24 protein-coding genes are annotated in these 26,287 nt (G+C 66.3%); 13 read left to right on the plus strand and 11 right to left on the minus strand.

Annotation, left to right across the window (positions count from 1 at the left end; genetic code table 11):
• Window positions 1-59 precede the first annotated feature (59 nt).
• From AAE021_RS11530 to AAE021_RS11540, 3 genes are read right to left on the minus strand one after another with little or no spacing between them, the layout of a single operon-like run.
• Window positions 60-962 carry an ABC transporter permease gene (locus AAE021_RS11530; RefSeq protein ID WP_342022470.1) on the minus strand — a complete coding sequence of 301 codons (903 nt, stop codon included), beginning with the start codon at window positions 960-962 and terminating at the stop codon, window positions 60-62.
• Window positions 962-1,915 (minus strand): ABC transporter permease, encoded by a 954-nt coding sequence (locus tag AAE021_RS11535; RefSeq protein ID WP_342022471.1) that lies wholly within the window; start codon window positions 1,913-1,915, stop codon window positions 962-964. The genes AAE021_RS11530 and AAE021_RS11535 overlap by 1 nt, the downstream gene beginning before the upstream one ends.
• Before the next feature lie 3 nt (window positions 1,916-1,918).
• Window positions 1,919-3,586, minus strand: a complete 1,668-nt coding sequence (locus tag AAE021_RS11540; RefSeq protein WP_342022472.1) for an ABC transporter substrate-binding protein — start codon at window positions 3,584-3,586, stop codon at window positions 1,919-1,921.
• A 123-nt stretch (window positions 3,587-3,709) separates the two neighbouring features.
• On the opposite strand from AAE021_RS11540, the gene AAE021_RS11545 reads away from it, so the two are divergent.
• The 7 genes from AAE021_RS11545 to AAE021_RS11575 all read left to right on the plus strand — a co-directional run bounded on the left by AAE021_RS11545 (window position 3,710) and on the right by AAE021_RS11575 (window position 11,491).
• Window positions 3,710-4,435, plus strand: coding sequence for a YoaK family protein (locus AAE021_RS11545; protein ID WP_342022473.1), 726 nt, complete (start codon window positions 3,710-3,712; stop codon window positions 4,433-4,435).
• A gap of 47 nt (window positions 4,436-4,482) precedes the next feature.
• Window positions 4,483-5,061 carry a GNAT family protein gene (locus AAE021_RS11550; protein ID WP_342022474.1) on the plus strand — a complete coding sequence of 193 codons (579 nt, stop codon included), beginning with the start codon at window positions 4,483-4,485 and terminating at the stop codon, window positions 5,059-5,061.
• 156 nt (window positions 5,062-5,217) lie between these two features.
• A complete protein-coding gene (locus AAE021_RS11555; RefSeq protein ID WP_342022475.1) occupies window positions 5,218-6,954 on the plus strand; it encodes an L-lactate permease in 1,737 nt (578 codons plus the stop codon).
• 26 nt (window positions 6,955-6,980) lie between these two features.
• On the plus strand, window positions 6,981-8,018 hold the full coding sequence (locus AAE021_RS11560) for an alpha/beta hydrolase (RefSeq protein ID WP_342022476.1): 1,038 nt from the start codon (window positions 6,981-6,983) through the stop codon (window positions 8,016-8,018).
• A gap of 36 nt (window positions 8,019-8,054) precedes the next feature.
• Window positions 8,055-9,518 (plus strand): DUF5129 domain-containing protein, encoded by a 1,464-nt coding sequence (locus tag AAE021_RS11565; protein WP_342022477.1) that lies wholly within the window; start codon window positions 8,055-8,057, stop codon window positions 9,516-9,518.
• Window positions 9,519-9,643: 125 nt separating this feature from the next.
• Window positions 9,644-10,777: an L-talarate/galactarate dehydratase gene (locus AAE021_RS11570; protein WP_342022478.1), complete on the plus strand. Its 1,134-nt coding sequence runs from the start codon at window positions 9,644-9,646 to the stop codon at window positions 10,775-10,777.
• 21 nt (window positions 10,778-10,798) lie between these two features.
• On the plus strand, window positions 10,799-11,491 hold the full coding sequence (locus AAE021_RS11575; protein ID WP_342022479.1) for a FadR/GntR family transcriptional regulator: 693 nt from the start codon (window positions 10,799-10,801) through the stop codon (window positions 11,489-11,491).
• Between the two features lie 12 nt (window positions 11,492-11,503).
• Here the strand turns inward: AAE021_RS11575 and AAE021_RS11580 are convergent, their stop codons facing one another.
• From AAE021_RS11580 to AAE021_RS11595, 4 genes are all read right to left on the minus strand, one after another.
• Window positions 11,504-11,905: a universal stress protein gene (locus AAE021_RS11580; RefSeq protein ID WP_342022480.1), complete on the minus strand. Its 402-nt coding sequence runs from the start codon at window positions 11,903-11,905 to the stop codon at window positions 11,504-11,506.
• Window positions 11,902-13,425: a tripartite tricarboxylate transporter permease gene (locus AAE021_RS11585; RefSeq protein ID WP_342022481.1), complete on the minus strand. Its 1,524-nt coding sequence runs from the start codon at window positions 13,423-13,425 to the stop codon at window positions 11,902-11,904. Before AAE021_RS11585 ends, AAE021_RS11580 begins: the two co-directional genes overlap by 4 nt.
• A 21-nt stretch (window positions 13,426-13,446) precedes the next feature.
• Window positions 13,447-14,013 (minus strand): tripartite tricarboxylate transporter TctB family protein, encoded by a 567-nt coding sequence (locus AAE021_RS11590; protein WP_342022482.1) that lies wholly within the window; start codon window positions 14,011-14,013, stop codon window positions 13,447-13,449.
• Between the two features lie 92 nt (window positions 14,014-14,105).
• Window positions 14,106-15,101 (minus strand): tripartite tricarboxylate transporter substrate binding protein, encoded by a 996-nt coding sequence (locus tag AAE021_RS11595; RefSeq protein ID WP_342022483.1) that lies wholly within the window; start codon window positions 15,099-15,101, stop codon window positions 14,106-14,108.
• Between the two features lie 140 nt (window positions 15,102-15,241).
• On the opposite strand from AAE021_RS11595, the gene AAE021_RS11600 reads away from it, so the two are divergent.
• From AAE021_RS11600 to AAE021_RS11620, 5 genes are all read left to right on the plus strand, one after another.
• Window positions 15,242-16,126 (plus strand): LysR family transcriptional regulator, encoded by an 885-nt coding sequence (locus tag AAE021_RS11600; protein WP_342022484.1) that lies wholly within the window; start codon window positions 15,242-15,244, stop codon window positions 16,124-16,126.
• 148 nt (window positions 16,127-16,274) lie between these two features.
• Complete coding sequence (gene kdgD / locus AAE021_RS11605; protein ID WP_342022485.1) at window positions 16,275-17,225, plus strand: 5-dehydro-4-deoxyglucarate dehydratase; 951 nt, start codon at window positions 16,275-16,277, stop codon at window positions 17,223-17,225.
• Between the two features lie 25 nt (window positions 17,226-17,250).
• Window positions 17,251-18,855, plus strand: a complete 1,605-nt coding sequence (locus AAE021_RS11610; RefSeq protein WP_342022486.1) for an aldehyde dehydrogenase (NADP(+)) — start codon at window positions 17,251-17,253, stop codon at window positions 18,853-18,855.
• A complete protein-coding gene (locus AAE021_RS11615) occupies window positions 18,852-20,180 on the plus strand; it encodes an enolase C-terminal domain-like protein (protein ID WP_342022487.1) in 1,329 nt (442 codons plus the stop codon). Before AAE021_RS11610 ends, AAE021_RS11615 begins: the two co-directional genes overlap by 4 nt.
• Window positions 20,181-20,291: 111 nt before the next feature.
• Complete coding sequence (locus AAE021_RS11620; protein WP_342022488.1) at window positions 20,292-21,269, plus strand: AEC family transporter; 978 nt, start codon at window positions 20,292-20,294, stop codon at window positions 21,267-21,269.
• Here the strand turns inward: AAE021_RS11620 and AAE021_RS11625 are convergent.
• Window positions 21,238-21,867 (minus strand): hypothetical protein, encoded by a 630-nt coding sequence (locus AAE021_RS11625; protein WP_342022489.1) that lies wholly within the window; start codon window positions 21,865-21,867, stop codon window positions 21,238-21,240. The genes AAE021_RS11620 and AAE021_RS11625 overlap by 32 nt on opposite strands.
• Window positions 21,868-22,192: 325 nt before the next feature.
• On the opposite strand from AAE021_RS11625, the gene AAE021_RS11630 reads away from it, so the two are divergent.
• A complete protein-coding gene (locus tag AAE021_RS11630; RefSeq protein ID WP_342022490.1) occupies window positions 22,193-23,287 on the plus strand; it encodes an alpha/beta hydrolase in 1,095 nt (364 codons plus the stop codon).
• Window positions 23,288-23,313: 26 nt separating this feature from the next.
• On the opposite strand, the gene AAE021_RS11635 is transcribed toward AAE021_RS11630, so the two are convergent.
• Genes AAE021_RS11635 through AAE021_RS11645 form a run of 3 tightly spaced genes read right to left on the minus strand, consistent with a single transcriptional unit; the run spans window position 23,314 to window position 26,245 of the window.
• Window positions 23,314-23,952, minus strand: a complete 639-nt coding sequence (locus AAE021_RS11635) for a LutC/YkgG family protein (RefSeq protein ID WP_342022491.1) — start codon at window positions 23,950-23,952, stop codon at window positions 23,314-23,316.
• The gene (locus AAE021_RS11640; protein ID WP_342022492.1) at window positions 23,949-25,448 is read right to left on the minus strand and encodes a LutB/LldF family L-lactate oxidation iron-sulfur protein; all 1,500 of its coding nucleotides are present in this window, start codon (window positions 25,446-25,448) and stop codon (window positions 23,949-23,951) included. The genes AAE021_RS11635 and AAE021_RS11640 overlap by 4 nt, the downstream gene beginning before the upstream one ends.
• Window positions 25,445-26,245 carry a (Fe-S)-binding protein gene (locus AAE021_RS11645; RefSeq protein WP_342022493.1) on the minus strand — a complete coding sequence of 267 codons (801 nt, stop codon included), beginning with the start codon at window positions 26,243-26,245 and terminating at the stop codon, window positions 25,445-25,447. Before AAE021_RS11645 ends, AAE021_RS11640 begins: the two co-directional genes overlap by 4 nt.
• Window positions 26,246-26,287 lie beyond the last annotated feature (42 nt).

A 26,287-nucleotide genomic window follows, 5' to 3' on the forward strand; every position in this document is an offset into this window, starting at 1 on the left:
CCTGCAGCGTGGGACGCGTGGTGAAGGAATCGGGTGCTGTGTAAGTCACGGTGCGGGGGTCACTTTCGGCTCGAGTTGGTGGGGTCGAGGGCATCACGCAGGGCGTCCCCGAAGAGGTTGAACGAGAGACAGATGGCAGCGATGGCCAGCCCGGGGAAGATGGCTGCGGTGGGTGAACGGAAGATGTACTGCTGGGCGTCCGAGAGCATGATCCCCAGGCTGGGGGTGGGCGGCTGGATGCCCAGCCCCAGGAAGGACAGCAGGGCTTCCCCGATCACCGCCACCGGCATGATCACCGTGGCCTGCACGATGATGGCTGAGGCGGCGTTGGGAAGCACATGGGAGAAGATGATCCTCAGCCCGGACGCGTCCATGCTCTTGGCGCCGAGCACAAAGTCGCTTTCCTTGATCCTCAGCGTTTCGCCGCGCACCACCCGGATCATTGTCGGGACCTGGGCAATGCCCAGGGCGACGGCGGCGTTGGTGAGGCTGGGACCGCTGATGGCAGCGAGCCCGACGGCGATGATGAGGAAGGGAAACGCCAGCGTCACGTCGGTCAGGCGCGAGATGATGCCGTCCAGCCACCGCCAGTAACCGGCCAGCAGCCCGAGCGGAGTGCCGATCACCACGGCCAGGGCCACGGACAGCGCTCCCACTTGGAGGGATGCCCGGATGCCGAACAGCAGCCGGGACAGGATGTCGCGGCCCAGGTCATCGGTGCCCAGGAGGAACCCGATGGTGCCGGGCTTCTGGAAGGGTGTTTCGAAGTGCACCTGGGACGGACTGTATGGCGCCAGGACCGGAGCCAGCAGCCCGGCGGCGACGACGAGCGCCAGCAGGATTCCACCGGTCAGGCCCAGGGGGTTGTGCAGCAGGGATTTCAGGACCCTTCCGCGTCCGGACCCCAGGCCCTGGTCGGCGCCCTGCGGGGTGGGGGGCAGGACAGTCTCGGTAACGGTCATCAGTTGCTTCCTCCGACTCGGATACGCGGATTGATCAGGGAGTACAGGATGTCCACCGCCAGGTTGATGACAATGTAGGCCACGGTGATGATCAGCACCACGGCCTGGATGACGGGATAGTCACGGGTGAACACCGCGTCCAGGGTGAGCTTGCCGAAGCCGGGCAAGGCGAAGATCCGCTCCGTCACCACAGCCCCGGAGATCAACCCGCCCAGCTGGAGTCCGACAATGGTCACCACCACGATCAGTGAGTTGCGCAGGCCGTACCGCATCAGGACCCGGCCGCGGCTCAGGCCTTTGGCGCGGGCGGTCCGGACATAATCGGTGCTCATGGTCTCGATCATGGAAGCCCGGGTTTGACGCATAATCACCGCCGCCAGCCCGGTCCCGAGGATCAGCGCCGGCAGGGTCAGGTAGTAGAACCCGCGCAGCGGATCTTCGGCAATGTCCACGTAACCGGATGCCGGGAACCAACCCAGGTTCACTGACAGGTAAAGGATGGCCAGGATCCCAAGCCAGAAGTTGGGAACGGACAGGCCAATAAGGGCGAAGCCGTTGGCACCCCATTCCGGCCAGCGGCCCCGGTAGCGTTCGGCGATAACTCCGAAGAGGATGCCCACGATCACGGCCACGACGATGGCGTAGGCGGACAGCCACAGGGTGACCGGCAGGGTGGTGGCGATCAGGTCCGTCACGGGTGTTCCGGTCCTGGTGGAGTTGCCGAAATCGCCGCGGAACATGTTCCCCACGAACTTCAGGTACTGGGTGATCATGGATTCGTTCAGGCCCAGCTGTTCACGGACGGCCTCCACCTGCTCGGGGGTTGCTTCCTCCCCCGCCATGGCCAGGGCCGGGTCCCCGGGCAGCTGCCGGACACCGAAAAAAATCACCAGGGACGCCAGGATCAGCGTCACCGCCGACTGCCACAGCCGGGTGCCAAGATAGCGGATCACGGCCTAGCCCTCCTCTTCCACGAATGCAGCGCCGCCAAGCCGGACCACGCCGTCGGGATAGGTGGCGATGCCGGCGACGTTGTCGGTGTAACCGGTGAGGCTGCGCACCCGGTACAGATACAGAATGGGATTGTCCACGTGGACCTGTTTCACCACCTCGCCGTAAAGGCGGGTCCGGGTCTCCATGTCATTGGTCTGGGCGGCCTCAGTGAGCAGTCTGTCCACCTCCGGGTTGGAATACCCCGAGTAATTGTTGCCGCCGCCGGTTTTGAGGAAGTTGGACATGTTGCCGTGCGGATCGATGCGGCCGGACCATCCCAGCTGCAGTGAGTCGAAGTCTCCCCGGGTCTGCACATCCAGGAGGGTGGAGTACTCCACCGGCTGGATGGTCAGCTCAAATCCACCCTCGGCCACCGCGGCCTGCAGCGCCTGTGCGTAGCGCAGCGTGTCCGGCGAGTTGGTCACCTGCAGGGTGATTGGATACGGCAGCTGGACTCCGGTTTCCTCCAGCAGCCGGCGCGCCCCTTCCGGATCAAACTCAACACAGTCCCCGCTCATGGCCGAGGCGTAGGGACTGTCCGGGGAAATGGGCGAGCATGCCGGCTCGTACCAGCTGTTGAACACAGTGTTGACCAGGGCCTCGCGGTCGATCGACATGGACAGTGCCGTCCGGACAGCCGGATCCATGGCCAGCGGCGTGTCGATGGTTCCCGGCGGCTCGCCGGTGCCGTCCACGTTGCCGATGTTCACCGTAAGCGCCTGGTACCCCAGCGAACCGATTTGCAGCACGCCCAGCCCTTTCTCCTTCACGAGGGCATCCACGTCCTGGGGAGAAATGGTGTCCGCCACCTGTACGTCCCCGGAGCGGAGGTTTGCGGCGCGGATGTTGGCGTCGGTCATGATGCGGTAGTCAATGCTGTCCAGATGAACGCTCTCTGCGTCGTAATACAGCGGATCACGCTCGACGCTGATGCTGGTCTGCGGGACGCGTTCCTTGAACTTGAAGGGTCCAACACAAACCGGGTGGTCGCCGAAGGCATCACCGGCCTGCTCCAGCGCGGCAGGCGACAGCATCATGCCGGCTCTGTCCGCCAGTGCTGCGGTCAGCGGCGCAAACGGCTTTTCGTAGCTGATCCGGAGCACGTTGTCTTCGACCGCGGCGATGTTGCTGATCGGACCGAGCTCGCCCTTACGGGTGGAGCCCTCCAGGTTCAGGTGACGGTCGAGAGTAATGCGGGCGGCTTCAGCGTTGAATGGCGTGCCGTCCGCAAAGACAGCGTCGGAGCGCAGCGGGATGCTGACGGTGAGTCCATCGGGGGAAATATCCGGCAGCGAAGTTGCCAGCTGCGGAACAAGGGTGCCTTCGGCGTCGATGTCGTAGAGCTTTTGGCACATGGTCTGCATGACATAGCGCGTATAGAGGGAAGATGACGTGGTGGGGTCAAGCCTGTCCGGTTCAGCGGACAGCGCCATCACCAGGTTTCCGCCGTCGACAACGGTCTTTCCTTCAAGCTCGACGGACGGAACGTTTTCACGTTCCGGTGCGGGCTCCAGCGCCTGGATGGGCGCGCAAGCCGTCAGGCCGAGCGCGAGAACTGCGGCCGCGGCAGCTGGCAGCGAGCGGCCGCCAGGCCTGCCCTTCGATGGGCTCGGGGAGAAAATGGGTGCCATGGCAATCCTCACATTGGAGCAGGCCGGTTGAATACAATCGAAGCTACACCTATTGATTCGTATACAGTTACCAATTCACGCTTTATTAACTGCGCCGAAATAAATACTCAGAGGAGACTGCCCGTGAAGCGATTGAATGCGGTGCCCACCGACCGCGTCCACCTGTGGCTGATGCTGGCACTGACGTTCTCCACCGGAGTTGTTGACGCCGTGGGCTATCTCGGCCTTGACCGGGTCTTCACCGGAAACATGACGGGAAACGTCGTCCTCCTGGGCATGGCCTTTGCCGGCGGGTCGGACCTGCCAATCCTGCGGCCCGCCCTGGCACTGGTCTTCTTCATGCTCGGCGCGGCACTGGCCGGACGCATGCTGCGCAAGGGACCGGAGGGCTGGTCCGGGCGGACCTCCATCGCCTTGACCGTGGTGGCCGGCGGACTGACCGCGCTGGCAATCTTCGTGGCCGTGGCCGACGTCCAGGGCAACGAAATCCTCGGCAGCATCACCACATCCACCATGGCAGCGGTCATGGGTGTTCAGGCAGCCACCGCCAAACGGCTGAAGGTAGCCGAGATAACCACCGTGGTGGTCACCTCCACCATCACCGGCCTGGCTTCCGATTCCAGGCTCGCCGGCGGCCAGAGCAAGTTCTGGCAGCGGCGTGCACTGGCCATTGGGCTGATCCTGGCCGGAGCCCTCGCCGGGGCTGCCGCGCTGAAGGTCGACCTGTGGCTGGGGCTGGCCATCTCGGCCGCGCTGTCCATCGCTGTGGCAGTGGCAGGCTACGTGCGGCACCACCGCGAGCGCGGAGCGGACGTAACCACAGGTGCCGCCGGGGCCGAGGCAGGATAGGCCCCGGTTTAGTTCACCCGACGCCGTTCCTGCCTTAAAGTTGACCCATGCCATCACAGGACGTTGCCAACTGGACGCCGGTCCACACCGACCGGCTGATCCTGCGGCGGCCGGAGGGATCCGACGAAGCCGCCGCCCTGGACCTGCATACGGACCCCCGGACCAATATTCATCACCCGGCCCCGCGCACCGTGACCCGGGCGTCCTCGGCGAGGATCTTCCATGAGATTGGGCTGCACTGGTACCGCCACGGCTTCGGTGTGTGGGCCGTTTCCACGCGCGATGACCCGCAGTCGCTCATTGGTTTCACCGGGCTGTCGCACCGGCTTGTCCAGTCCCGCCCGGCCCTGAACTTGTACTACCGCTACGTCCCGGAGGTATGGGGTCAGGGGTACGCAACGGAAGGCGCCAGGGAAGCGGTCCGGCTTGCGGAAAAGCTGCTTCCGGGACTGCCGGTCATCGCGTACACCACCGCGGACAACATTGGCTCCCAGCACACGGCGCTGGCCGCCGGGCTGACCCGCCGCGAGGACCTCGACGTGGACCGCGGCTCCTACCGGGACATTTACCTGGCCCGCGGCTGGTACACCGACCCGCTCCAGCCCTCGCCGCCGTCAGCTATTTAGGCATCAGCGCCAGCTGTTTCGCCGGCAGCCCTCAACGGGGGCACCGGACCGGCCTACGCTTTTGAGTGGACGAGCCTGCCGCTTTTGCGAGCTCCGGCGCCCGGCCAGGCCGTGTTTTCCCTTGGCGCCGCGAATCCGGCGCGACCGGAGGTATCCATGGAGAGCTTCACTCCTTCCACCGACGCGGTAGCCGGCAGCATCACGCTGTCCGCACTGCTGGCCCTCGTCCCCCTGCTCGTGTTTTTCCTGCTGCTGGCACTGGCCAAAGCCAAGGCCTATGTGGCCGGGGCATGGGCGCTGCTGTCCGCTCTGCTCATCGCGGTCCTTGGTTTCGGCATGCCGGCTGGGCTGGTGCTGCTGTCGGCCACGCAGGGCGCTGCCTTCGGCCTCTTTCCGGTTGTCTGGATCATTGTCATGGCCGTGTGGCTGTATCAGGTCACCGTGCTCAGCGGACGGTTCGAGGATCTGCGCCGGGTGTTCGACGCCGTGGGTGGCGGAGACCTGCGCGTCCAGGCCATCCTGGTGGCCTTTTGCTTCGGCGGCCTGTTGGAGGCCCTGGCCGGTTTCGGCGCACCGGTGGCCATCACGGTGACCATGCTGCTGGCGCTGGGGATTGCCCCTGTCCGGGCGGCAACCGCGGTGCTGGTGGCCAACACCGCACCGGTCGCGTTCGGCGCGCTGGCCATTCCCATCACCACCGCCGCCAACCTCACCAACTACACCGGGGAGGAAATCGCTTCCGTAGTGGGACGACAGACACCGCTGCTGGCCTTCTTCATTCCGCTGGTGCTGCTGTTCATCCTGGACGGGGCCCGGGGGCTGCGGGACTGCTGGCCGGTAGCCCTGGTCACCGGCGTCGTCTTCTCCATCACCCAGTTCCTGTGCTCAAACTATTTCTCCTACGAGCTCACGGACATCGTGGCGTCGCTCATCGCCATGGTTGTGGCGGTGGGCTTCCTGCGCCTCTGGCACCCCCGCAACGGGGAGGAAGCCGGCGCCCGAATGAAAACCGAACTCGCGGCGGCCCGGGCCTCGGGCTGGACGCCGTCGGGGTCCGGCTCCTCCAGTATCGGCACCGCGGAAAGCGACACGGCTGCGGACCGGCTCACGCCCGGCCGCGCCTGGATGGCCCTCTTTCCCTATGTGACGGTGATTGTCATCTTTGGCGTGGTGAACCTGTGGCGGTGGGGCGTGGACATCCCCGAAGCCCTGGCCCGGACCAACATCAAGATTCCCTGGCCGGTGCTTCACGATGCCCTGCTGGACAGCAGCGGACAGCGGCAGTCCTCCACCATCTACAACTTCGAATGGCTGATCAGTCCGGGCACCCTGCTGCTGATCAGCGGCCTGATTGTGGCACTGGTGTACTCGCGGTTCACTGACGGAGGACGGTATCCGCTGGCCATGGGAACCGCCGTCGCGGAAATTGGCCGCACCGCGGTCCGGATGAGCTCGGCCGCCATGACCATCCTTGCGGTGCTGGCACTGGCCTACGTCATGAACTTCTCCGGACAAACGGTTTCCATCGGCACCTGGCTTGCCGGCACCGGCGCCTTCTTCGCGTTCCTCTCCCCCGTTCTGGGTTGGATCGGCACCGCCGTCACCGGCTCGGATACCTCCGCCAACGCCCTTTTCGCCAAGCTGCAGGAAACGGCCGGCGCTCAGGCCGGCATTGATCCCAAGCTGATGGTGGCAGCAAACACCGGCGGCGGGGTGATGGGCAAGCTGATCAGCCCGCAGAACCTGGCCATCGGTGCAGCGGCCGTGAACATGAGCGGGCAGGAGTCCGTCCTGTTCCGCAAAGTCCTGGGCTGGAGCGTTGGCCTGCTGCTGATCCTGTGTGTGATCGTCTTCCTGCAGTCCACACCGGTGCTGGGCTGGATGCTTCCGTAGGAGCCGCCGCACTTTAGGGTTATGGCATGCGCCGTCTCCCCCTCCTTGCCGCAGCCGCGGCCGCGGCCGCTGCCGCCGCCGGATTCCGGCTCAGCCCCTGGCCCGCTGCCCTGATGATCCGCGGCGTGTTCTACCGCGGCGCCCGGCAAACCGCGGCACTCATGCGCCCCCATGTGCCGGCGGACGGGGTAAGTGAGCACCGCGGGCTGCGGTGCCCCGACGGCAGCGGCGGCTCCAAGCGGCTGGACCTGTTTGTCCCGGCGGACGCCAAAACGCCGGTGCCGCTGGTGGTGTGGATCCCCGGTGGAGCTTGGCTGTCCGGCAGCCGGCACGACGTCGAGCCCTACCTGCGGATCCTGGCCTCCCGCGGCTTTGCCGCTGCCGGTGTGGACTACACCGTCTCGCCGCGCGGCACCTATCCCTCGGCGGTCCGGGAAGTGGCGGCAGCCGTCGCGTTCCTCCGGGCCCGGGCCGCGGACTTTGGCGTGGACCCGCACCGTATTGTTTTCGCGGGTGACTCGGCCGGTGCCCAGCTGGCCACCCAGCTGGCCGTGCTGGCCACCAATCCGGACTACGCCCGGAGCACCCGGCTGCCCCGGCCGCTGGATTCCGCTGACCTTCGCGGCGTGATCCTGCACTGCGGAGTGTATGACCTGCAGGCACTGGCCGAACTGCGCGGGCTGCTCGGCTGGGGCTTCAAAACCGCGCTGTGGGCCTACAGCGGCAGCCGCAACTGGTCCCACACACCGGCCGGCGAGCAGATCTCGGTGCTCGGCCACCTCACCGCCGCCTTTCCGCCTGCCTTTGTCACCGGCGGCAACGGGGACAGCCTAACCGCGTCCCAGTCCGTTCCGCTGGCAGCCCGCCTGTCCGCCCTGGGCACCGGAGTCCGCACCAGGTTTTGGCCCGCAGACCACCGGCCCGCACTGCCCCACGAGTATCAATTCCATTTGAACCGGGAGGAGGCACACCAGACCCTGGCCGAAACGCTGGACTTCCTGCAGGACGTCACACAGAAAGACCTGCAGGCCGGCGGGCTGCACGCGGCTGAGGATCCGCGCTAGGCTCGTCGGTAAATCCACAACCGACACGGGGGAACCATGCGCCGGGCACTGACCGCTTTACTGCTAAGCCTGATAACACTGACGGGCGGTGCCGCGGCCGCAGCCGCTGTGACTCCCGACGAGGTGATCGTGGAGGACACATCCGGAGTGCTGGATACCGCCACCCTGATTCCCGCCGTGGAGGACATCGAGTTTCGGGAACCGACAACGGTAGCCATCTATACCTACAACGGCCCCGCAAACAATGAGGATGGCCAGGTCATCAATGCCGAAGTGCTGCGGTTTGCCCGGGACCAGCATCCGGAATGGCTGAGCGAAGACGGCCAGAAATGGGCCGACGGGATGTTCATTTTCGCCTTGGACCCGGTGGGACGCTGGACCGCCACCTATTACGGCGAGGACCGGAAGATCTCCCTGGACCAGCAGGAGGACATCCGGACCCAGACCAACGGGCTTTTTGCGGAGGCGAACTGGACCGAAGGCACCATCGCCGCCGTCGAGGAGGCCGCCAAGCTGATCAACCGGCCGTGGTATCTGTCCCCCGCGACCATCGTCGTCGCCGTCGTGGCGGTGCTCGGCTTCCTGGGTTCAGTGATCGGCTATGTGGCAGTGCGCCGGAACCGGCTGGCCAAAAACCGGAAACTGCTGACGGACGCCGACGCCAGCTATTCCAGCGTGACCCGTGACCTGGACGCCACCGAGGTCAATGCCAACACCATTCCCGCCGATTCTCCCTATGGCGCCCGGGTGCTGGAGGAATACCGGACCTTTATGACGCGGTACAACCAGGCCACCGAACTCAACAACGCTGCGCATGCGCTCTCCGACAAGGACCTGAAAAACAAGGCCGGCACCGCAGCGGTGGAAAAGTACGCTGACGCCGCCATGGAACTGGACGGCCTGGACGATGTCATTGCGGACACCAATGCCCTGCTCAACAAGGCTCCGGGCTGGGAGCGTGCCTGGGACCGTCAAGCCGCGCCCCTCCGCGAGGATTTGGACCGGCTCGACGACCAGCTGGTGGGCAAGGACGCCGCCGAGAAGGACTCCGCCACGGCCCACGCGCTGCGCGCCTTCCGGCAGCAGGCCCGGGAGCAGCTCGCTGACGCCTCCACGGCACTTTCCGAGAACCGGATCACCCCCGAGCAGGCGCTGGACCTCATCAAGGCCAGGCGCGCCGAGCTGTCAGACCGGCTCAAGGACCACGCAAAGACCGTGATCAACGCGCAAACCAAGTCCAAGGAAGAGCGTGAGCTCATGCAGGAGGAGCTGGACAAGGCTGCGCAGCCCGGGCGGCGGTACCGGGACGGCTACCGGCCTGGCATCGTGGACACCGCCTTCCCGGCGTACTTCTACTACACCGTGGGCAGCTTCAACACCGGCATCCAGCACGGCACCAGCAGCGTGGAATCGGCCCGATCCTCGGCGCAGAGCTCTTCGACCGGCTACGGCAGCTCAGGCGGCAGCTTTTCGGGAGCGGGCAGCTCGGGCAGGTTCTGAGGACCCCTGTCTGCTCCTCCGGCTACCGGGGCGGGCCTTCCCTTTCGGGGACGTTTCAACAACTTGTAGAACAAGTTATGCAACTTGTACTATAAGTGAACTCCGTCACTCAGATAAGGAACGCGATGCCCTACACCGCTGATGCCATCCGCCATGTGAAACTCTCCACGGCAACACTTCCGCTTACGACGCCCATATCGGATGCGAAGGTCTTCACCGGCCGGCAAAAGCCGATGACCGAGGTGGTTTTCCTCTTCGCGGAGATCACCACGGAGCAGGGCCACCAGGGCCTGGGCTTCAGCTACTCCAAGCGCGCCGGCGGTCCCGCCCAGTACGCCCATGCCAGGGAAGTGGCCGAGGGCATGCTCGGCGAGGATCCCAATGACATCGGGCGGATCTACACCAAGCTGCTGTGGGCGGGTGCCTCGGTGGGCCGCTCCGGCGTCGCCACGCAGGCCCTTGCCGCCCTGGATATCGCCCTGTATGACCTCAAGGCCAAGCGCGCCAACCTGCCCCTGGCCAAGCTGCTGGGATCCCACCGCGATTCGGTGCGCACCTACAACACCTCCGGCGGCTTCCTCAACGCATCCCTCGAGGAGGTCAAGGACCGCGCCAGCCAGTCCCTCGAAGAGGGCATCGGCGGCATCAAGATCAAAGTCGGCCTGCCGGACTCCGCGGAGGACCTGCGCCGCGTGGCCGGCGTCCGCGAGCACATCGGCCCCGACGTCCCGCTCATGGTGGATGCCAACCAGCAGTGGGACCGCAGCACGGCCCTGCGGATGGGCCGCCGGCTGGAGGTCTTCGACCTGACCTGGATCGAAGAGCCGCTGGACGCGTACGACGCCGAAGGCCACGCCGAGCTGGCCCGTGCACTGGACACTCCCATCGCCACCGGTGAAATGCTGGCCTCGGTTGCCGAGCATGAACGCCTGATCGCGCTGGGCTCCTGCGACATCATCCAGCCTGACGCGCCCCGGGTTGGCGGCATCACCCAGTTCCTGCGGCTGGCCACGCTGGCCGATCAGAAGGGCCTGGACCTGGCGCCGCACTTCGCCATGGAAATCCACCTGCACCTGGCCGCCGCCTATCCGCGCGAGGCCTGGGTGGAGCACTTCGACTGGCTGGACCCGCTGTTCAACGAACGCCTGGAAACCAAGAACGGGCGGATGCTGGTGCCGGACCGCCCCGGGCTCGGCGTCAGCCTCAGCGAGCAGGCCCGTGCCTGGACCACTGACAGTGTGCAGTTCGGGCTTGCCTGAGCCGCATGCGACGATAAGTGGATGAGCCCCCACCTGACCTCCGATCTCGTTGGCGCGCTGCGGGCGGACATCGTCGAAGGACGGATCTCCCCCGGCGACCGGCTTCCGAGCGAGAGCACGCTGACTGCCCGGCACGGTGTCTCACGGACCGTGGTCCGGGAGGCGGTTGCACGCCTGCAGGCGGAGGGGCTCATCCACACCCGCCGCGGCAGCGGCAGCTTTGTGCTGGTTCCGCCAACCCCGGATCCCTCCGGCACCCACCGCCCCGCGCGCACCTTGCAGGAGCGGGTGGAACTGCTGGAATTCCGCACGGCCATTGAGTGCGAAGCGGCAGCCCTGGCCGCCTCCCGGCGCACCCCTGCCCAGCTGGCCGCACTGGAGGCGGCGCTGGATAACTTTGAAGCCGCCGGCGGCAATCCCGGCGCGGCCCTGGGGTTTGACTACGCCTTCCACCATGCGGTGGCGGAGGCCTCAGGAAACACCTACCTTGCCGATGCCCTGCAGAACCTGGGTCCGGCCATGATCTCCATGCCCAGAGAGCGCCTGCAGGCGTCAACGGCGTCCGCAACAGGAATTGGCCCGGTGTCCGCTGAACACCGGGCCGTTCTTGATGCCGTCACTGCAGGGGATGCCTTGGCCGCCGCGGCCGCCATGCGCATCCATCTGGCCGGATCCCGGCGCCGGCTCGAGGCCGGCGCCGGGCAAAAAGCCTAGCCGGGCAAACCCCTAGCCGGCCTGCGCCGGCTTGACCGCAAGCACCGGCCGGTCAGCCTGCAGCAGGATGCGCTGCGCCGATGACCCCATGATGAACTTGCCCACCTGGGAACGCTGCCGCAGCCCAATCACGATGAGGGAAACATCGTGCGCGCGGGCCAGGTCAAGGATTTCCTCGGCCAGGTCGTCAGTGTGGCTGGGCTGCAGCACGGTGGCGCGGACCCCTGCGGCAGTGCTGGCTTCCGCCAGGCGCTTGAGATCGGCCGGGGATGCCACCATCTTTTCCACCAGCGCGCCCTTACGGCTGGAGTTCACGATCAGCAGCTCCTCCCCGCGCAGCTTGGCTTCCGCGATGGCTGCCTCGGCTGCTGCCTCGCCTACCGGGCTGGGGACGTATCCGACAAGGATGCTCATACTGTTTCCTTAGGTAGTTCCAGCGCCTGCGCGGCGGCCTTGCGGCGCCGGAGAGCGGACTGGATGAGGGGAAGGACCGCGACGAAAACGAAGACGACCAGCAGTGACGCCGAGATCGGCCGGCTGAAGAAGCCCATGACGTCGCCGTCGAGGACCAGGAGCGAACGCCGCAGCGAGGATTCCAGCAGCGAACCGAGGACGAAGGCCAGGACCAGGGGCCCGGGTTCGAAGCCAAACTTCTTCATCAGGTAGCCCACGGCCCCGAAGAAGACCACCAGCAGCACGTCGAACATGGAGTTGTTGATGGTGTAGGCGCCGAGCATGGTGATCAGTGCGGTCACCGGCGCCAGGATGGCGGCCCGGACGCGCAGGATGCGGATGAAGATCCCGACCAGCGGGATGGACATCATCAGGAGCAGGATGTTGCCGATGTACATGGAGTTGATGACGCCCCAGAAGAGCTCCGGATCATTTTCCACCAGCTGCGGCCCCGGGGTAACACCCTGGATGAGCAGCGCGCCGAACATCAGGGCCATGGTGGCGTTGGCCGGGATGCCCAGCGTCAGCAGCGGAATGAAGGAACTGGTGGCGGCGGCGTTGTTGGCCGTTTCCGGTCCTGCCACGCCTTCCACGGCGCCGCGGCCGAAACGTTCGGGGTTCTTGGCGCGCTTCTTTTCCACCGCGTACGCCGCCATGGACGCGATCGTGGCACCGCCGCCGGGCAGGATGCCCAGGAAGAAGCCGAGGACCGAGCCGCGGCCGATAGCACCGGAGGATTGTTTCAGGTCCTTGCGGGATGGCCACACGTTGCCCACCTTGGCCGGAACCGAAGCGGCGCGGTGGCGTTCTTCGAGGCTGTGCAGGATTTCTCCCAGCCCGAACAGGCCCATGGCCACGGGAACAAAATCGATGCCGTCGGCGAGGTTGAGGTTGCCGAAGGTGAACCGCTCGGCCCCGGTGAAGGAGTCGCGGCCCACGGTGGCCAGCAGCAGGCCGATGCCGGCAGCAATGAGTGCCTTGAGCTTGCTGCCGTTGCTGATGGTCGCCACCAGCAGGATGCCCAGGAGCGCCAGGGCCGTGTATTCCGGCGGTCCGAAGTCGAGGGCAAACCCCGCCACCAGCGGCGCCAGGAAAGTAAGGCCGATAATGGCCACCGTGCCGCCGATGAAGGAGCCGATGGCGGCGATTCCCAGGGCGGTTCCGGCACGTCCCTGTTTGGCCATCATGTAGCCGTCGAAGACCGTGACCACCGAACTGGCTTCGCCGGGCAGGCGCAGCAGGACCGAGGTGATCGTGCCGCCGTACTGCGCGCCGTAGAAGATGCCCGAGAGCATGATGATGGCGGTGACGGGTTCAATGCCGTAGGTCAGGGGCAGCAGGATGGCAATGGTCGCGGCCGGGCCGAGGCCGGGCAGCACACCGATGAGCATGCCGATAACAACGCCGATGAGGCAGTAGAGCAGGTTGGTGGGGTCCAGGACAACGGTGAAACCGTTCAGGACCGGCTGAAGGAAATCCATGTGAACTCTTGCTCGTTTCCGTTAAAACAGGTGGGGAATGGAAGTCCCCAGGCCCAGGACAAAAATGCCGTAGAACGCCGCAACAACGAGCAACGAATAGAGGACGGCCGAACGCCAGGTTTCTCCCCCCAGGAACTTCATCCAGACGAGGCTCAGCAGCAGCGATGGGATTTCGAAGCCAATGACCGGCATCAGGAAGGCCAGCCCCAGCAGGGTCAGGAAGCCGAACAAAGTCGACAGTGAGAACCGTGAGAACTTTTCGCCGTCACCGCCGTTCCGGCCAACCGCCACCTGGGCCAGCGCCAGGACGAGCACGACGAGGCTGACAATGAACGGCCACATTCCCGGTTCGGGCTGCGACGGCGCACCCAGGCCGAGGTTGAGCGAGATGACCACTCCGCCGGCACCAAGGGCCGCTGCCACAAGCGCCGACACCGTATTGGCGAGTCCACCGGCCGGCGGAGGCGCGTCGGCCTCCCAGCGGGCGGCGAGTTCATCGGGGGTCAGCGCGTCGTCGGTGAGGAGCGGATCGGCTACTGCGGATTCGCGGGCGGGGAGAGGCCCGGTTGTGTCTGGGTCTTGCTTCATGGGGCTCCTGTGGGAACTGGACTGCGTGTGTGGAACTGAAACGGCAGCCGCCGGCTGCAGGAGGGGCGCAGCCGGCGGGTGCCGGAAGTGGATCAGTTTCCGGAAAGGGAGATGTCCAGCTCTTCGGTCAGTGAGCGGTATTTTTCGCCCAGGGCCGTCCATTCAGTGACAACTTCCTCGCCCGAAATAACCTTGGGGGTCAGCAGGCTCTTCTCGTTGAAGTCCACGTACTGCTGCTCTTCAACGGCGGCTTCGATTCCTTCGACCAGCCGTGCCTTGACGTCTTCGGGCAGGCCCTTGGGTGCCGCGACAGCGCGGTACTGCGCCACGGGAACGTCATAGCCCTCTTCGACGGCGGTGGGAACATCGGGGAGGTAGGTATTGCGCTCCGAGGAGAAGACCACCACCGGAACAACCTTTCCGGCGTCGATCTGCGGCTTGGCCTCGCCCAGCTGGATGGTGGCGAGCTGGACCTGGTTGCCGAGCACCGCGGTCAGCGCGGGGTTGCCGGAGTCGAAGGGAACCTCGGTGCCGGTAATGCCGGCCTGCTTGAACAGCACGCTCTGCGCGAGCTGGGATCCGGTACCCACTCCGGCGGTGCCGTAGGTGAAGTCAACCGGGCTGTTGATGATGTCATCAAGCGTCTTGACGCCGGCGGCGGGGCTGGCCACCAGCACGTAGTCGTCCTGGGAAAGCCCCATCAGCACATCAAGGTCAGCGATGTCCACGGCTTCGTTTTCGGACACGGCCAGCGGAGTGATGGTGATCAGTGATGCATTGAGCATGACCAGGTTGTAACCGTCGGCGTTCTTGCCGCTGACTTCCTGGGTGGCCAGGGCGCCGTTGGCGCCGGGCTTGTTCACCACGGGAACTGCGACGCCGAGGTCTTTGCCCAGGCCGTCGGCAACCGAACGGGCCACCAGGTCGCTGGATCCGCCGGCCGCCTGGCCCACGGTCAGGGTGACGGGACCGGACGGGAATTCCTTGGAGGAATCTCCGGAGCCGACGTTGCCGCCGCAGGCGGTCAGGGCCAGAAGCATCGAAGCGGCGGCAGTGCCGATTACGGTGCGCGTGGACAGGCGTTTCATGGGGTCTCCCAGGTGAGGTAACGAAAGAATGTTCAGGCCGGGAAAAGAGTAAGCAGTGTGGCCTCGATCACTGAGTCTAAAAAACCACTATGATGCATGTCCAAGCCCAATACAGCATCGAGTAATACCCGGAAGGCATCATGTTCACTTTGGATCAGGCGCGCAGCTTCATAGCAGTGGCTGAGGAGCTGCACTTCGGGCGGGCTGCCCTCCGGCTCAACATGACCCAGCCCCCGCTCAGCCGGCAGATCCAAAAACTGGAACGGGAAGTCCGCGTGGACCTGCTGGAGCGGGACAAGCGCAAAGTGGTGCTGACCGCCGGCGGACGCGCCTTCCTGGAGGAGGCACGGAAACTCGTGGCGGCAGCCGACCGGGCGCCGAACACCGCCAGGCGGATGGCCGAGGGCAGTGCCGGCATCATTCGACTGGGGTTCACCGCTGCCTCCGGATACAGCCTCCTGGGGCCGATCCTGCGAGAGATCGCCGAGGCGCTGCCCGGAGTGGACGTGGAGCTGCAGGAACTCGTGACGAGTGAACAGGTCCAGGCACTCTCCCACGGCGACTTGGACCTCGGCCTCGCCCGGCCGCCCTTTGACACCGACCGCTTTCAGTCCCACCTGCTGTTTTCAGAGGATCTGAGGCTCGCCGTCCCGTCCGGACATCCCCTCGATGCCCTGCGGCGGCCGGTCACGGCTGCCGACCTCCGTGACACACCGCTGATCATGCACTCCCCCACCAAGGCCAGGTACTTCTATGATCTTGCGGTCCGCCTGATGCCGATCGAGCATCACAATGTCGTTCACACGGTCAGCCAGATTCTGACGATGGTCGCACTGGTGGCCGCCGGCCGCGGCGTCGCCATAGTTCCCGAGTCGGCCCGGACCCTCCACCTTGAGGGTGTGTCCTATCTGCAGCTGGAGGGCGTGGCGTCCGATGCGGTGCAGCTGCACGCCATTTGGAACCGGGAGTCCACCAACCCGGCGCTGGCCCGCGTGCTGGATCTGCTGGGAGTATCCGGCGCCTAGGCAGTGATCCGCCGGCAACCTGTGCACTCAATACCTTTTGGGCATCGGTTCATATAAAAGAGGGCTTGGACAGGCATCACAAGGCTTCCTAGGCTGGGGTCACTCCCGTATCTGCCACAACGGCACCTCTGCTAAGGAACGATGCACCATGGCGCAGTACACGCCCTCCGAACTAGCCACCACCCTCAAAGACGGTCTTCTCTCCTTCCCGGTGACACCGTTCGACGCCGACCTTGCGCTGGACGAGGCAAAGTACCGCGAGCATCTGGCGTGGCAGGCCAGCTTCGGCGTTGCCGGCCTGTTTGCCGCCGGCGGCACCGGGGAAGGCTTCAGCCTGACCCAGCCCGAACTGGAGCGCACCGTTGCCATCGCCGTTGAGGAAGCCGGGTCCATTGTTCCGGTACTGGCGTCCGTGGGCGGTTCCACGGCCCAGGCGGTGGCCTCGGCCCGCGCCGCTGAGGCCGCCGGAGCAGAGGGCCTGCTGCTGCTGCCGCCGTACCTGACCGAATGCGACCAGGCCGGACTGGCGGCCCACGTGGACGCCGTCACCAGCGCCGTGGGCATCGGCGTCATCGTTTACAACCGGGCCAACGCCCGCTACGCCGCACAGACCGTTGCCGGACTGGCTGAGCGCCACGGAAACTTCATTGGCTTCAAGGACGGGGTGGGCGACATCGAACACCTCACCAAGGTTTACGCGGCCAACGGTGACCGGCTCTTCTACCTCGGCGGCCTGCCCACGGCCGAGACCTTCGCACTGCCGCTGCTGCAGCTGGGCATGAGCACCTACTCCTCCGCGATGTACAACTTCGTTCCCGAATTCGCCCTCGAGTTCTACCGCGACGTCCGTAACCAGGACCGGGACGCCGTCACGGAAAAACTGAACCGCTTTGTCCTGCCCTACATTGATATCCGTGACCGGATCAAGGGCTACGGAGTGTCCATTGTTAAGGGCGGGCTGAAAGCCGTGGGCCGTGACGTTGGCTCAGTGCGCCCGCCGCTGCAGGACCTCTCGGAGCAGGACCTCGCCGACCTGGCGGACCTCATCTCCCGGGCCGGCGTCAGCCCCAACGTATCCGCTGCCGCTGCCCGCGCCTGACCAGAACTAACGACAAGGAGCATCCATGCCTGCTGACCAGATCCTCACCGGCCATTCCATCATCGCCGGGAAGACCGTAACCGGCCGCGGCGGCGCCGCCTCCGGCGTCAACCCCGCCACGGGCGGGAAGCTCGAGCCGGAATACTCCCTCCTCGACACCGAACAGCTTGCCGCCGCCACTGCGGCGGCGGAGGAAGCCTACGCATCCTTCAGCACCCTGGACCCGGAAACGCACGCCGCATTCCTGGAGCGCATTGCCGACAACATCGAAGCTGCCGGTCCCGCGCTGATTGAGCGCGCGATGGCGGAAACCGGACTCCCCGAGGCCCGGATCACCGGAGAACGCGCCCGCACCACCGGCCAGCTGCGGCTTTTCGCCGCCGTTGTCCGGCAGGGGGATTTCCGCGGCGTCCGGGTGGACCCGGCAATGCCCGAGCGCACCCCCATGCCCCGGGCCGACATCCGCCAGCGCAGGATCCCGCTGGGTCCGGTGGCTGTCTTCGGCGCGAGCAACTTCCCGCTGGCCTTCTCCACTGCGGGCGGAGACACCGCATCCGCGCTGGCCGCCGGCTGCCCGGTCATAGTCAAGGCCCACAACGCACACCCCGGCACCGGCGAGATCACCGGCCGGGCGATCTCCGACGCCGTCAGCTCCCTGGGCCTTCATCCGGGCGTCTTCTCCCTGGTCTACGGCCCCGGCGCCGTGATTGGCCAGGCGCTGGCAACCGATCCGGCCATCAAGGCCGTGGGCTTCACCGGCTCCAGGTCCGGCGGCATGGCCCTGGTCAACGCTGCGGCCAACCGCCCCGAGCCCATTCCCGTGTACGCGGAAATGAGTTCGATCAACCCCATCTTTGTCCTCGAGGGCGCGCTGGCCGACGACGCCGAGGCCCTGGGCAGTGCCTACGTCACCTCAGTGACCGGCTCCTCCGGGCAGCTGTGCACGGCTCCCGGCCTGCTCTTTGCCCCCACCGGTGAAGCGGGAGACTGCTTTGTCTCCGCCGTCGCGCAGGCAGTAAAAGCTGCCTCCGGCCAGACCATGCTGACCCAGGGCATTGCCTCGTCCTGGCAGGACGGCGTCACCGCCCTGGCCGGCCAGCCCGGCGTCGAACTGCTGGCAGCCGGCAGTGAGGGAGACACCCTCAACGCCCCGGCGCCGTCCATCTACTCCACGGATGCGGCTACCTTCCTGTCCAATGATGCGCTGCAGGCGGAGATCTTCGGTGCTGCGTCGCTGGTCATCCGCTACTCGTCAGTTGACGAACTGGCCGACGCCGTCCAGGCGCTGGAGGGCCAGCTCACGGCCACCCTGCACCTGGCCGAGCCGGACTACCCGGCCGCCCGCACCCTGCTGCCGCTCCTCGAGCGCCGCGCCGGACGCATCCTCGTGAACGGCTGGCCCACAGGGGTGGAAGTTGGCCACGCCATGGTGCACGGCGGGCCTTTCCCCGCCACGTCCGACAGCCGCACCACCTCCGTGGGCACCCTGGCCATCGACCGGTTCCTCCGCCCGGTTGCGTACCAGAACATCCCGGACGCACTCCTGCCCGCTCCCCTGCAGCAGGAAAACCCGTGGAAGCTTAACCGGCTGCTGGACGGCAGCATGGAGTCCGCCGGAGGCAACGCATGACCACACAGCCGTCCATCACCGCGGTGGAAGTGGTTCCGGTAGCCGGACATGACTCCATGCTGTTGAACCTCTCCGGTGCCCACGGCCCCTTTTTCACCCGCAACATTGTCATCGTGACAGATTCCGACGGCCGGACCGGGCTGGGAGAGGTGCCCGGCGGAGAGAGCATCCGCCGGACCATCGAAGAAGCCGGCGCCCTGATCACGGGCCGGCCGGTGGCCCGTTTCCGCAGCCTGCTCCGGGAAATCGCGGTGAGGTTCTCCGACCGCGACGCCGGCGGGCGGGGTTTACAGACCTTCGACCTGCGCACCACGGTCCACGCGGTAACCGGAATTGAATCAGCGCTGCTGGACCTGCACGGCCAGTTCCTGGGCGTCCCCGTTGCCGAGCTCCTGGGTGACGGCCAGCAGCGCAGCGCGGTGCCCATGCTGGGGTACCTCTTTTTCATCGGCAATCCGGATGCCACCGATCTTCAGTACCTGCGGGAACCGGAGGGCACCGACAACTGGGAACGGCTGCGGCGCGAGGAGGCCATGACGCCCAAGGCGGTGGTGGCACTGGCTGAGGCCGCCGCCGAGAAGTACGGCTTCGCCGACTTCAAGCTCAAGGGCGGCGTGCTCGACGGCGATGCCGAGGTGGACGCGGTCATCGCACTCAAGGAGCGTTTCCCGGCAGCCCGGATCACGCTGGATCCCAACGGCGGCTGGCCCCTCGAGGACGCCATCCGCCTGGGCCGGCGAATGGAGGGCGTTGTTGCCTACGCCGAGGATCCCTGCGGGGCCGAGGGCCGCTACTCCGGCCGGGAGGTCATGGCGGAGTTCCGCCGGGCCACCGGCCTGCGCACCGCCACCAACATGATCGCCACCGACTGGCGGGAAATGTCCCATGCGGTGCGCACCAACGCCGTCGACATTCCGCTGGCCGATCCGCACTTCTGGACCATGGCCGGCTCCGTCCGGGTGGCCCAGCTGTGCTCAGAGTTTGGCCTGACCTGGGGATCACACTCGAACAACCACTTCGACATTTCACTGGCGATGTTCACGCAGGTGGGCGCCGCGGCTCCCGGGGAGATCACCGCCCTGGACACGCATTGGATCTGGCAGGACGGCCAGGGACTGACCCAGGAACCGCTGGAAATCCGGGGCGGCGAAATCCAGGTGCCGTCCGCGCCGGGGCTGGGTGTTCAGCTGAACCGCGGCAGGCTGGCCGAAGCCCATGAGCTCTATCTCGAGCATGGACTGGGCAGCCGGGATGATGCCGCCGCCATGCAGTACCTGGTGCCGGACTGGTCTTTCGACCCGAAGCGTCCGTGCCTGGTCCGCTGACCGGTTAGCCGGATGCCTCCAGGCAGCTAGGGAACGGCCGCCGGCGGACACTCCGCCGGCGGCCGTTCCATCCCGACAATCCGAAGACCCTCGGAAATTGGAGTTTCCCCAGTGCTGGGCGTTATTGAAGGCTTTGCCGTTGTCCTGATCATCGCGGCAGTCGGCTACGCCTTTGCGGCCATCCGCCGGGACCGGGGGCCCGATCCCAAAGCAGCCCTGACCTCGGTCATTTACTACGTCACCAACCCGGCACTGATGTTCATTCTCCTGGCGGAAGCGCCGGTGGAAGAAGTGCTGCGGACCTTTGCTCCGGCCGCACTGCTCATTGCGGTGGCCTCCGGAGCGGTCTATGCGGGCTTATCCTTTCTCTTTTTCCGGCGCAGCGCCGCAGACACCGCAGTGGGTGCCATGAGCGCGTCCTATGCCAACGCCGGCAACATCGGCCTGCCCATCGCGCTGTACGCGGTGGGCAGCTCCACGCCCGTGGTCTCGGTGCTGATGGCCCAACTGCTGGTCCTGGCCCCGGCCTATCTTGCGGTCTTCAGCTTTACCCAGCGGCGGCGGGCGGCATCGGGTCCGGGGGCGCTGGCCGCCGGCAACCGGGCCCGGGTCCGCCCGCTGGCGGTGCTGGCCGCCGTCGTGCGCCCCTTTGCCAATCCCGTCACGCTGGCCACCCTGGCCGGCCTGGCTCTCGCCCTCACCGGACTCCGTCTGCCGGCAGTGCTGTGGGAACCGGTGTCACTGCTGGGCCATGCCTCGGTTCCGCTGCTCCTGCTCACGTTCGGCATGAGCCTGTACGGACAGAACCTGCTGGGGACGGCAGCGGTCCGAACCGATGTCCTGGTATCCACCGCAGTGAAGCTGCTCGCCGCTCCCCTGCTGGGTTACGCGGTGGGACGCTGGATTTTTGGTTTGGACGGCGTGGACCTGTTCGGTGTGGTGGTCATGAGCGCGCTTCCCACGGCACAGAACGTGTACCTCTTTTCCCATCAGTTCGGGATGAAATCGGTGATCGCCCGCGACGTCGTTTTCCTGACGTCGATCCTGTCCTTTCCCGTCATCCTGCTTGCCGCTGTCCTGCTCGCGTAAGGCGGGAATGCGGGGCAACCCTCCCGAGCCTTCCATGGCTCGAGCCGGACGGGTTCCGGACGGGAGCTCCACCGGCGCGCCACGCCTTGGCATCCTCCCGCCGCCCTCCGCTCCGGGCAGGTGCCTGCGCCGCGAGCGTTTCCTTTCGCGTCGCGGCGCGCTGTCCCGGCGCCAGATACTGCACGTGGCGGCCGCTGCTCAGGCGGCGGGCACTTTGATTGAGGACCGGGCGCAGCTCCCGCAGGCGCGCCTCGAAGTTCCGGCCGTTGCCCTCGGTTTCCCGAAGATAGGCATCACAGGCCCGGTGCATTTCCAGCAGGGCCGACACCTGAGAGGCCGAACCCGGCCGAAGCTCACTGAGCGTTTCACGCACCTGCTGCCGAATATCCGCCACTGTGGACCGGCACCGCGCTGCATCAAGGTCCGCAGACACGGCCCCCGGACCGTCTTCCGCCAAGGCACGTTTCAAGTGCACCTGGGTGATCAGGGCCTGCAGCGCCCGCTTCTCGCGTGCCCTCTGCAGCCACCGCACCACTAGGCCAGCCGCCAGCACACCGAAGACTGTGCCGGCCAGGCCCCCCGCCAGAAAAAGCATCATAGTAAAACCCCTTCCCCCATGAGTCCCCCATCCGTTCCCGACGCTGTCCCGCGCCGGGCGGCGGCCCACTGCCCGCCGCGAAAAGGAAGACTACGAACCTGCCGGCGGAAGCACCAGAGAAATCCGCCGGCTCGGGGAAAGTACCTGTTTCAGGCACGCGGCCCGGTCACGGGTGTGTTCCAGTGCCCCGGGACACAGCGGCGAAGAGAGTTCCGTGCCCCGGGACACCAGCGGCCATGAGATTCCTCGCAGTCCCGGCCCCGGATCCGCTCCAGGGCGGCAAACCCGGCGGAAGCCGCTCAGTTGCGGGTCCTAGCTTGGAAATATGAAGCTCTCTTCGCTTACTGCGGCGGGGCTCCTCACCGGGGTGGCCGCCGCCGGAATCGCAGCCGCCGCCGCCCTGCGGCATCACCCACTGCCATCCGCTCTGCTCATCCGAGGAGTTTTCGCCGGGGCGGGCAAGGTCCCGGTGAAGGAGGTCCTCCCCCATATCCCCCGGTTCACGGTCACCCGGCACCGCGGCCTGCCGTACCTGGGGTCCGACAACAAGCCGTCCCTGGATTTGTTCCTGCCCAACGACCCCTCCCGGAGACCCCTGCCAGTGGTGATGTGGATCCACGGCGGGGCCTGGATCTCCGGGTCCAAAGAGGATGTTGCCCCCTACTTAAAGGTCCTGGCCGGATACGGGTATGCCGTCATTGGGGTCGGCTACTCGGTTTCACCTGCGGCTGTGTACCCGGCCGCCGTGAAGGAGCTGAACTCCGCCCTGGGCTTTGTCCGTGAGAATGCGGACCGCTACGGTCTGGACCCTAACCGGATTGTCCTGGCCGGCGACTCCGCCGGCGCCCAGCTGGCAGCGCAGCTGGCCCTGGCGATAACCCAGCCGGAGTACGCCCGCGATACCGGGGTTGTCCCCGCCGCAGCTCCCGAACAGCTGTGCGGCATTGTGCTGAACTGCGGCGTTTTTGACCTTGCCTCCGTGGCCCGTCTGCCGGGCCCGATGGGCTGGGGTCTACGGAAGGCGCTGTGGTCCTACACCGGTTCCAAGGACTGGGCCGCCACTGCAGCCGCCGCCCATATGTCCATCCTGGAACATGTGGACCACCGTTTTCCGCCCACCTACATCTCCAGTGGAAACGGCGATGACCTGACCCGCACGCAGTCACTGCCCCTGGCGGACCGGCTTTCGGAACTGGGCGTACCCCTGGTCCGCCGGTTCTGGCCGCAGGACTACAAGCCGGCGCTGGGTCACGAATACCAGTTCCAGCTGCACCGCCCGGAGGCCATGGAGTCCCTGCACGAGACCGCCGCCTTCCTCGAGGAGGTGACGGGTGTGTCAGCGCTGCCGCGGAACCCGCTCGAGGAGCGTGCACCGCTTCGGGATTTCGACGCCAGCCCGGACGTCCGCCTCAGCGCCTAATCGACCCTGCCGCTGGAAGAGCCGCTTCAGGACCGGACGATGATGACGTCCAGGTTCCGCGGGCCGTGCACGCCTTCCACGCGTTCGAGCTCAATGTCGGAGGTGGCGCTCGGGCCGCTGATCCAGGTCAGCGGCCGGGTGCCGTCCAGCCGGCGCAGGGCCTCGGGCAGTATTCCGGCGACGTCGCCGGCACCCACCACGCAGATGTGGTGATCCGGCACCAGCGTGATGGCGCGGCGCCCCTGGTTGGGGCTGCCATCCAGGATGATGGTCCCGGTTTCCGCCACTGAGACGGCGCTGCCCGTGACCACCGCGTCCACGGCGTCCAGTTCCGGCACGCTCAGCGGCGACTGCGCGGAGTCGGTGCGCCGGCGCCCCGGCGCCGCGGCTTCGGCGGCAGCAAGCCATTCGCCGTCGATGCCCTCCGGAACCACGTAGCTGGCGGCACCGTTGAGCAGCTCCGCGATCCGGGGCGCAACTCCGCTGCTGTCCACCACGGTGACTCCGGCTTTATAGTCCACCAGCCGGTCCACCAACATCTCGATACGCTCCTCGGCGCTCATCCCGGACGCTTCACGGTAGGTCCGCGGAATTTCCGGAACGGCCGGACTGTCCCGCAGCGCTGAGCGGAGCCGTTCCATGATGTCTTCGCGTGCGCTGCTCATGCGCTCTCTCCTGAATCGGTGTGCTGATGTTCCTTGGCCCACCAGTCGCGGAAGGACTCCGACGGCGGTGCGGGGATGTCCCGGCTCTGCGTCCAGCCCGCGGCGATACCCGGCAGTTTGGTGATTTTCTTTTTCCGCCCCGCGGCGATGCGGCCCAGCGGCAGGCCCTTTTCCAGCAGGCCCAGGTGCTTGCCGGAGGAGAAGGCCCAGGAGGCACCCTTCATCATCAGGTCCATCTGGGTGGGCAGCTTCTTCTTGCCGCGCTTGCTGTCCACATCCTCCGCGCGCAGGTGCACGAGGATGTCCGGAATGTTGATTTTCACGGGACAGGCGTCGTAGCAGGCGCCGCACAGCGATGAGGCATACGGCAGCGAATTGTTCTCCTCGGAAACAATGCCCGTCATCAGCGGCGAAAGGATCGCGCCGATGGGTCCCGGATAGGTGGATCCGTAGGCGTGGCCGCCGGTGCGTTCATACACCGGGCAGACGTTCATGCAGGCCGAGCAGCGGATGCAATGCAGCGCGGACCGTCCCATTTCGTCGGCAAGCGCGGCGCTGCGGCCGTTGTCCAGCAGCACCAGGTGCACGTTCTGCGGCCCGTCGCCTTCAGTGACGCCGGTCCATAGCGAGGTGTACGGGTTCATCCGCTCGCCGGTGGAGGAGCGCGGCAGCAGCTGCATGAACACTTCAAGGTCCTGCCAGGTGGGGAGCAGTTTTTCCACTCCCATCACGGTGATCAGGGTTTCGGGCAGCGTCAGGCACATCCGCCCGTTGCCCTCGGATTCGACGACGGCGAGGGTGCCGGCGTCCGCAATGGCGAAGTTGGCCCCGGAGATGGCCACCTTGGCGGAGAGGAATTTGCGGCGCAGGTGCGCGCGTGCCGCCTCCGCCAGCTTCGCCGGGTTGTCGGTGAGTTCCGGGTCGACACCGGGCATTTCGCGCAGGAAGATGTCGCGGACCTGGGTGCGGTTTTTGTGGATGGCCGGCACCAGGATATGGCTGGGCTTGTCGTGGTCCAGCTGGACGATCAACTCGGCGAGGTCCGTTTCGAACGCTGCGATGCCCTGCTCTTCCAGGTATTCGTTCAGGCCGATTTCCTGGGTGGCCATGGACTTGACCTTGACCACCTCGTCCACGCCCTGCTCACGGATCAGGTCCCGGACAATCTCGTTGGCTTCCCCGGCGTCACGGGCCCAGTGGATGATGCCGCCGCGTGCGGTGAAATTCCGTTCGAACTCCTCCAGCAGCTCGGGCAGGCGCGCCATGACCGCTTCCTTGGTGGCGCTGCCGGCATTGCGCAGGTCCTCCCAGTCCGGCAGCTCCCCGACCACGCGCAGCCGCTTGTCGCGGATGGTGGAGGTGGCGTGGCCCAGGTTGGCGCGCAGTTGGGCGTTGCCGAGCTCGCGTTTGGCCGCGGAGGGGAAGGATTCAACGGCATTGAGGTTGCCCTGGCCGAAGACCGGCAGGGTGGGCATGCCCAGGTAGGTGGTGCTCATCGCGAAGCCTTTCCGCTGACCAGGACGTCTCCGGTGACGGATACCGGGTTCTCCCTGGTGCTCGCGAGGATTTCGGCAAAGTGAAGGGTGGACACACTGCTGCCCTGCCGGGACAGCCCGCCGCCGATGTGCATCAGGCAGGAGGCATCGCCGCCGGAACACAGGTCCGCGCCGGTGGCCGTAATGTTGGCCGTCTTGTCCTCCAGCATGGCAGTGGAGACGTCGGCATTCTTCATGGAGAACGTTCCGCCGAACCCACAGCACTGGTCAGCCTGCGGCAATTCCGCCACGGAGATGCCCTCCACGCTTTGGAGCAGGTTCAGCTGCCGGTCGCCAAGGCGCAGCAGGCGCATGCCGTGGCAGCTGGGGTGGTAGGTGACGTTGTGCGGGAACCAGGATCCAAGCTGGGCGGCAGCATCGGTCACACCCAGAACGTCGGTGAGCAGGGCGGACAGCTCATAGGTCTTGGCGCCCACGGCTTCGGCGCGCGCTTCCAGGCCGGCGTCGCCACAGGAGCGCGCCACCATGGGGTGCTGATGCTTCACCGAGGCGACGCAGGAACCGGAGGGTGCGACGGCGACGTCATACTCCTGTGATTCGAAGGCCTGGACGTGGTTGCGGACCACGGGCACGGCTTCAGGCAGGTAGCCGGAATTCACGTGCATCTGCCCGCAGCAGGCCTGTCCGGCGGGGAACACGACCTCGTGGCCCAACCGCTCCAGGATGGCCACCGTTGCCCGGGCGGTGCGCGGATACATCGCATCCACGATGCAGGTGGCGAATAGAGCAATTCTCATGGCTGCCTTTCAGCGGGGAAACGCCCCGTATGTGTGGTCTGA

Origin of the sequence: Arthrobacter citreus, assembly GCF_038405225.1 — a bacterium.
GTDB classification, from domain to species: Bacteria; Actinomycetota; Actinomycetes; order Actinomycetales; family Micrococcaceae; genus Arthrobacter_B; species Arthrobacter_B citreus_A.

What these genes read in the sequence shown, in the direction of transcription:
- AAE021_RS11610 (WP_342022486.1), top strand. Translation starts at nt 17,251, where the DNA reads ATGCCTGCTGACCAGATCCTCACCGGCCATTCCATCATCGCCGGGAAG.
- AAE021_RS11570 (WP_342022478.1), top strand. Translation starts at nt 9,644, where the DNA reads ATGCCCTACACCGCTGATGCCATCCGCCATGTGAAACTCTCCACGGCA.
- AAE021_RS11615 (WP_342022487.1), top strand. Translation starts at nt 18,852, where the DNA reads ATGACCACACAGCCGTCCATCACCGCGGTGGAAGTGGTTCCGGTAGCC.
- AAE021_RS11640 (WP_342022492.1), bottom strand. Translation starts at nt 25,448, where the DNA reads ATGAGCACCACCTACCTGGGCATGCCCACCCTGCCGGTCTTCGGCCAG.
- AAE021_RS11645 (WP_342022493.1), bottom strand. Translation starts at nt 26,245, where the DNA reads ATGAGAATTGCTCTATTCGCCACCTGCATCGTGGATGCGATGTATCCG.
- AAE021_RS11590 (WP_342022482.1), bottom strand. Translation starts at nt 14,013, where the DNA reads ATGAAGCAAGACCCAGACACAACCGGGCCTCTCCCCGCCCGCGAATCC.
- AAE021_RS11580 (WP_342022480.1), bottom strand. Translation starts at nt 11,905, where the DNA reads ATGAGCATCCTTGTCGGATACGTCCCCAGCCCGGTAGGCGAGGCAGCA.
- AAE021_RS11565 (WP_342022477.1), top strand. Translation starts at nt 8,055, where the DNA reads ATGCGCCGGGCACTGACCGCTTTACTGCTAAGCCTGATAACACTGACG.
- AAE021_RS11600 (WP_342022484.1), top strand. Translation starts at nt 15,242, where the DNA reads ATGTTCACTTTGGATCAGGCGCGCAGCTTCATAGCAGTGGCTGAGGAG.
- AAE021_RS11635 (WP_342022491.1), bottom strand. Translation starts at nt 23,952, where the DNA reads ATGAGCAGCGCACGCGAAGACATCATGGAACGGCTCCGCTCAGCGCTG.
- AAE021_RS11595 (WP_342022483.1), bottom strand. Translation starts at nt 15,101, where the DNA reads ATGAAACGCCTGTCCACGCGCACCGTAATCGGCACTGCCGCCGCTTCG.
- AAE021_RS11630 (WP_342022490.1), top strand. Translation starts at nt 22,193, where the DNA reads ATGAAGCTCTCTTCGCTTACTGCGGCGGGGCTCCTCACCGGGGTGGCC.
- AAE021_RS11550 (WP_342022474.1), top strand. Translation starts at nt 4,483, where the DNA reads ATGCCATCACAGGACGTTGCCAACTGGACGCCGGTCCACACCGACCGG.
- AAE021_RS11585 (WP_342022481.1), bottom strand. Translation starts at nt 13,425, where the DNA reads ATGGATTTCCTTCAGCCGGTCCTGAACGGTTTCACCGTTGTCCTGGAC.
- AAE021_RS11560 (WP_342022476.1), top strand. Translation starts at nt 6,981, where the DNA reads ATGCGCCGTCTCCCCCTCCTTGCCGCAGCCGCGGCCGCGGCCGCTGCC.
- AAE021_RS11575 (WP_342022479.1), top strand. Translation starts at nt 10,799, where the DNA reads ATGAGCCCCCACCTGACCTCCGATCTCGTTGGCGCGCTGCGGGCGGAC.
- AAE021_RS11530 (WP_342022470.1), bottom strand. Translation starts at nt 962, where the DNA reads ATGACCGTTACCGAGACTGTCCTGCCCCCCACCCCGCAGGGCGCCGAC.
- AAE021_RS11555 (WP_342022475.1), top strand. Translation starts at nt 5,218, where the DNA reads ATGGAGAGCTTCACTCCTTCCACCGACGCGGTAGCCGGCAGCATCACG.
- kdgD (WP_342022485.1), top strand. Translation starts at nt 16,275, where the DNA reads ATGGCGCAGTACACGCCCTCCGAACTAGCCACCACCCTCAAAGACGGT.
- AAE021_RS11540 (WP_342022472.1), bottom strand. Translation starts at nt 3,586, where the DNA reads ATGGCACCCATTTTCTCCCCGAGCCCATCGAAGGGCAGGCCTGGCGGC.
- AAE021_RS11625 (WP_342022489.1), bottom strand. Translation starts at nt 21,867, where the DNA reads ATGATGCTTTTTCTGGCGGGGGGCCTGGCCGGCACAGTCTTCGGTGTG.